Below are 5215 nucleotides of genomic sequence, written 5' to 3' on the forward strand. Positions count from 1 at the left end.
GCGGCCCGCTCAGCCGCCAGCCCTCGCTCCGCCAGGCCGACCCCGCCCCGCCGGCGGCACATGCCTGGATCCGCGCGTCCTGTTGCCGGAGCAGCCAGTCCACGGCGGCCACGGCCAGTTCGGCGTCACCGGGCCGGCGGAACTGCTGGTGTTCGATCTTCCGGTCGATCAGCGTGGTGTCCAGCCGCCCGGCCCGCACGTCCTCGTCGGCCAAGAGGCTGCGGAGGTGCTCGATGTTGGTATGGATGCCCAGCACCATGGTGTCGGCGAGCGCACCGTCCAGCCGTGCCAGGGCCTGCTGCCGGTCCTCGCCCCAGGCGACTACCTTGGACAGCAGCGGGTCGTAGTCGGAGGGGATGACCAGTCCGGGCAGCAGCGAACTGTCCACCCGGATGCCCTCCCCGGCGCCTTCCTCCAGGGCCAGCACCGTGCCCGCCGAGGGCAGGAACTGCTGCGAGGGATCCTCCGCATAGACGCGCGCCTCCACCGCGTGTCCCGTCAGCACGACGTCGGACTGCGCCGGCGCGAGCACCTCACCGGCCGCAATGCGCACCTGCCACTCCACCAGGTCCAGGCCGGTCACCAGCTCGGTGACCGGGTGTTCCACCTGCAGCCGGGTGTTCATCTCCATGAAGAAAAACTCGTCGGGGGCGTCGTCGGAGACCAGGAACTCCACCGTTCCGGCCCCGGTGTAGTCCACCGAGCGGGCGGCGTTGCAGGCCGCCTCGCCGATCCTGTCGCGGGTGGCAGCGTCGAGCAGCGACGACGGGGCCTCCTCGATCACTTTCTGGTGCCGGCGCTGCAGCGAGCATTCGCGCTCCCCGAGGTGGATGGCGTTGCCGTGCCGGTCGCACAGCACCTGCACCTCGATGTGCCGCGGCCGGGCGATCAGCCGCTCGAGGAAGAGCGTGTCGTCGCCGAAGGCGGAGGCGGCCACCCGGCGCCCGGCGGCGAGCGCGGCGCGCAGTTCCCCGGGCCGCTGCACGGCCATCATCCCCTTGCCGCCGCCGCCGGCCGAGGGCTTGATCAACAGCGGATAGCCGACCTCCTCGGCGGCCCGGACCAGCCCGTCGTCGTCCAGCCCCGGTTCCGCGATCCCGGGAATGACCGGGACCCCATGCGACGCCACGTGGTTCTTGGAGCGGATCTTGTCCCCCATGATCCCGATCGCCCCCACGTTGGGTCCGATGAACACAATGCCGGCGGCCTCCAGCGCCTGGGCGAACGCCACGTTCTCGCTGAGGAAACCGTAGCCGGGGTGGACGGCCTCGGCGCCCGTGGCCTTGCAGGCTTCGATCACCGCGTCGATGCGCAGATAGCTCTCGGCGGCCGGGGCTGGCCCGATCCGCACCGCGATGTCGGCCTCTCGCACGTGGCGGGCCCCGGCGTCGGCGTCCGAATAGACGGCCGCGGACCGGATGCCCATGGCGCGCAGCGTGCGGATGACCCGGCAGGCGATTTCGCCGCGGTTGGCAACCAGGACGGTTTCAAACACTCTGATCACATCCTGAACAGGCCGAAGGAAGTCTCGGGCAAGGGACTGTTAACGCAGACGTCGAGGGCGAGGCCGAGCACGGTCCGGGTCTGCGCCGGGTCGATGATCCCGTCGTCCCAGAGCCGGGCGGTGGAGTAGTAGGGGTTGCCCTGCGCTTCGTACTGCTCCCGGATGGGGGCCTTGAACGCCTCCTCGGCCTCGGCGCTCCACTCCTCCCCGCGGGCTTCCAACTGGTCCCGTTTGACGGTGGCGAGGACCGAGGATGCCTGGTTGCCGCCCATCACCGAGATGCGCGCGGCCGGCCACATCCAGAGGAAGCGCGGCGAGTACGCGCGGCCGCACATGGAATAGTTGCCGGCGCCGAAGGACCCGCCGATCACCACGGTCAGCTTCGGCACCCGGGCGGTCGCGACGGCGGTCACCATCTTGGCGCCGTGCTTGGCGATGCCGCCCGCCTCGTAGTCGCGGCCCACCATGAAGCCGGAAAGGTTCTGCAGGAAAACCAGCGGGATCCCGCGCTGGTCGCAGAGTTCAATGAAGTGCGCGCCCTTGAGGGCAGATTCGGAAAAGAGCACGCCGTTGTTCGCCACGATGCCCACCTGATGCCCGTGGAGCCGGGCAAACCCGGTGACCAGCGTGGTGCCGTACTCCCGCTTGAACTCGTGGAAGCGGCTGCCGTCCACCAGCCGGGCGATGACCTCGCGGACATCGTAGGCGGCGTTGACGTCCACCGGAACGGATCCGTAGATTTCCCGCGGGTCGGCCGCCGGGGCCTCCACGGGCGCCGTCTCCCAGGCCGGCGCCCGGCACGGGAGCGTGGCCACGATGTCGCGGACAATCTCCAGCGCGTGCACATCGTTCTCGGCCAGGTGGTCCGTCACCCCCGAGGTCCGCGCATGCAGCTCGCCGCCGCCGAGTTCCTCCGCGGTGACAACTTCGCCGATGGCCGCCTTCACCAGCGGCGGGCCGCCCAGGAAGATGGTGCCCTGGCCGCGGACGATCACGGTTTCGTCGCTCATCGCCGGAACGTAGGCGCCGCCGGCCGTGCAGGAACCGAGCACCGCGGCGATCTGCGGGATTTTAGCCGCCGACATCCGGGCCTGGTTGTAGAAGATCCGGCCGAAGTGCTCGCGGTCCGGGAAGACGTCGTCCTGCTTGGGCAGGAACGCGCCGCCGGAGTCCACCAGGTAGATGCACGGCAGGTTGTTCTCCAGCGCCACCTCCTGGGCGCGCAGGTGTTTCTTGACCGTCATCGGATAGTAGGTGCCGCCCTTGACGGTCGCATCGTTGCAGACCACCAGCACGTGCCGGCCGTGCACCAGGCCGATGCCGGCGATCATCCCCGCCCCCGGCGAATCGCCGTCGTACATTCCCTCGGCGGCCAGCGGCGCGATCTCCAGGAACGGGCTGCCCTCGTCCAGCAGCGTGTCGACCCTGTCCCGCGGCAACAGCTTGCCCCGCTCCAGGTGGCGCCGGCGCGAGCTCTCCGGCCCGCCCGCCGCCACCGACGCCAGCCGGGCGTGCAGGTCGGCAGCCAGCCGGCGCTGCTGCTCGTCGTTGGCCCGGAAGCTGTCACTGGTAGTGTCCACCCGGGAAGCCAGTGTCTCCATCGACACCTTCCTGGCCGAAGCCGTCGCGCGTCCGGCCCGCCGCCCGCTCCGGGCAACTGGCCTGCAGGACGCATTTTGGTTAGTCTGTACTAACTGAAATCAGGCTAGTGGCCGTTAAGTGTCTTGTCCAGCACTTATTCAGCACCTTCTCGAGGGAACCGATCCATGCCCACAGCACCGCATGCCGCCGGGACGCGCCAGACCGGCCGCAGCCTGGCCAAGGCCACCCGCAGGGCCGCACTGCTGGACGCCGCCGCCCGCCTCTTCGCCGAGCGCGGGTTCAACGGTGTGTCCATCGAAGACCTCGGCTCGGCGGCCGGCGTCAGCGGCCCGGCCGTGTACCGGCATTTCGAGAGCAAACATGCGGTGCTGGCGGCGCTGCTCACGGGCGTCAGCCAGGACCTGCTCGACGGCGGCCAGGACGTGGCGGCCGGCCAGCAGGATGCCGAGGAGGCGCTCCGCGGCCTGGTCGCCTTCCACGTGGACTTTGCCTTAAAGCATCCCGACGTCATCCGGGTCCACGACAGGGACCTGGACAGCCTGCCCGCCGAAGATTCGGCGCTGGTCCGGACGCTGCAGCGCACCTATGTGGAGGTGTGGGTTTCCGTGCTGGCGCGGCTGCTGCCGGAGGCGGACGCGGCGCAGTTGCGGGTCCGCGCACACGCCGTCTTCGGACTGATCAACTCCACGCCGCATTCGACCCACCGGAGCCGGCAGCCGCGGGAAGCCTGGCGCCGCAATTTGCTGGAACAAATGGCTTGGGCCGCGTTGAAAGCCGAGTAGGGTGTATCAGACACCAACTAGCCGAAAGGTCTGCTGTGATTGAGCTTCGTCCTGTAGAACCTGCCGACCTCGACGAGTTCTTCGAGTACCAGCAGGATCCCGACGCCAACCATATGGCGGCGTTTGCCGCCCGGAATCCGTCTGACCGCGGCGTGTTTGATCTTCACTGGCAGAGCCTGCTCGACGACGAGTCCATCACCGTGCGCACCGTCACCGTCGACGGCGAGGTGGTGGGCAGCGTGCTGGCGTACCCCAACGAGGGGTACCCGGAACTGAGCTACTGGACGGCGAAGTCGCAGTGGGGCAAGGGCGTCACCACCGCGGCCGTCGAGGCCTTCCTGCGGGAATTTTCCGCGCGTCCCATCCGGGCGCGGGTGGTCAAGGACAACCTTGGCTCGGTCAAGGTCCTGCACAAGCTCGGCTTCCGGACCGTCGGCGAGGCCCAGGGCTTCGCCAACGCCCGCGGCGCCGTGGTCACCGAGGAGATCCTCGAACTGGCCTGAGCCGCCTTTGAACCCTGATCACACCATGGCCAGCACCATAGCCGGGTCCGACAGGATGGTGCCGACGTCGGCGAGGAAGCGCCCCGCCTGCTCCCCGTCCACCACGCGGTGGTCGAAGGACAGGCTGAGCGTCACCACATCGCGCAGCGCCACCTCACCCCGGTATTCCCACGGCTGCCGGCGCACGGCGCCGAGGGCCAGGATGGCCGACTCCCCCGGGTTCAGGATCGGCGTTCCGGCGTCGATGCCGAACACTCCGATGTTGGTGATGGAGATGGTCCCCCCGCGCAGTTCGGCCGGGGCGGTCCTGCCGGCGCGTGCCGTCTCGGTCAGCTCGCCCAGGGCCTCGGCCAGCCGGTGCAGGTCCATCCGGTGCGCGTCCTTGATGTTCGGCACGGTCAGCCCGCGCGGGGTCGCCGCGGCGATGCCCAGATTCACGTAGTTCTGCCGCACGATCTCGCCGGCGTCCCCGTCCCAGCGGGAGTTCAGCTCGGGGCGGCGCTCCAGCGCCAGGCACAGGGCTTTGGCGGTGATGGTCAGCGGCGTGAGTTTCAGCCCGGCGAACGCCTTGCCCGCCTTGAGCCGCCGGATCAATTTCATGCTCTCCGTCGCGTCGACGGTGAGGAACGAGGACGCATGCGGGGCGGTGAAGGCACTGGCCACCATGGCGGCGGCGGTGTGCTTCCGTACGCCCTTGACCGGGATCCGCGTCTCGGCCTCCGCGGCGCCGCCGAGCCAGCCGCCGGCCGTGCCGGACACGGCGCCCGGGGCCGCGGCGGCCGGGGCCGCTGCGGCCGCCTGGTGGAAGGCCAGGACGTCGTCGC

5 protein-coding genes are annotated in these 5215 nt (G+C 69.8%); 2 read left to right on the forward strand and 3 right to left on the reverse strand.

The window, feature by feature from the left end; all coding sequences use genetic code 11:
- Both AC5RV2_RS14245 and AC5RV2_RS14250 read right to left on the reverse strand, forming a co-directional pair.
- On the reverse strand, nucleotides 1-1504 hold a 1504-nt coding region (locus tag AC5RV2_RS14245; RefSeq protein ID WP_494092871.1), incomplete at its 3' end, for an acetyl-CoA carboxylase biotin carboxylase subunit.
- Nucleotides 1501-3105, reverse strand: coding sequence for a carboxyl transferase domain-containing protein (locus AC5RV2_RS14250; protein WP_494092872.1), 1605 nt, complete (start codon nucleotides 3103-3105; stop codon nucleotides 1501-1503). The genes AC5RV2_RS14250 and AC5RV2_RS14245, both read right to left, overlap by 4 nt.
- 165 nt (nucleotides 3106-3270) lie before the next feature.
- Here AC5RV2_RS14250 and AC5RV2_RS14255 point away from each other — a divergent pair, with 165 nt between their 5' ends.
- On the forward strand, nucleotides 3271-3888 hold the full coding sequence (locus AC5RV2_RS14255; protein ID WP_494068021.1) for an SACE_7040 family transcriptional regulator: 618 nt from the start codon (nucleotides 3271-3273) through the stop codon (nucleotides 3886-3888).
- A gap of 35 nt (nucleotides 3889-3923) precedes the next feature.
- Nucleotides 3924-4391, forward strand: a complete 468-nt coding sequence (locus AC5RV2_RS14260; protein WP_494092873.1) for a GNAT family N-acetyltransferase — start codon at nucleotides 3924-3926, stop codon at nucleotides 4389-4391.
- Nucleotides 4392-4409: 18 nt separating this feature from the next.
- Here the strand turns inward: AC5RV2_RS14260 and AC5RV2_RS14265 are convergent.
- Nucleotides 4410-5215 (reverse strand): dihydrolipoamide acetyltransferase family protein (locus tag AC5RV2_RS14265; RefSeq protein WP_494092874.1); only part of this gene is annotated, 806 nt, incomplete at its 5' end.

Source organism: Arthrobacter sp. Y3225116, from assembly GCF_059091245.1.

Excerpts from the sequence above, each read along its gene's own strand:
- AC5RV2_RS14250 (WP_494092872.1), bottom strand. The coding sequence starts at position 3,105 with ATGGAGACACTGGCTTCCCGGGTGGACACTACCAGTGACAGCTTCCGG.
- AC5RV2_RS14255 (WP_494068021.1), top strand. The coding sequence starts at position 3,271 with ATGCCCACAGCACCGCATGCCGCCGGGACGCGCCAGACCGGCCGCAGC.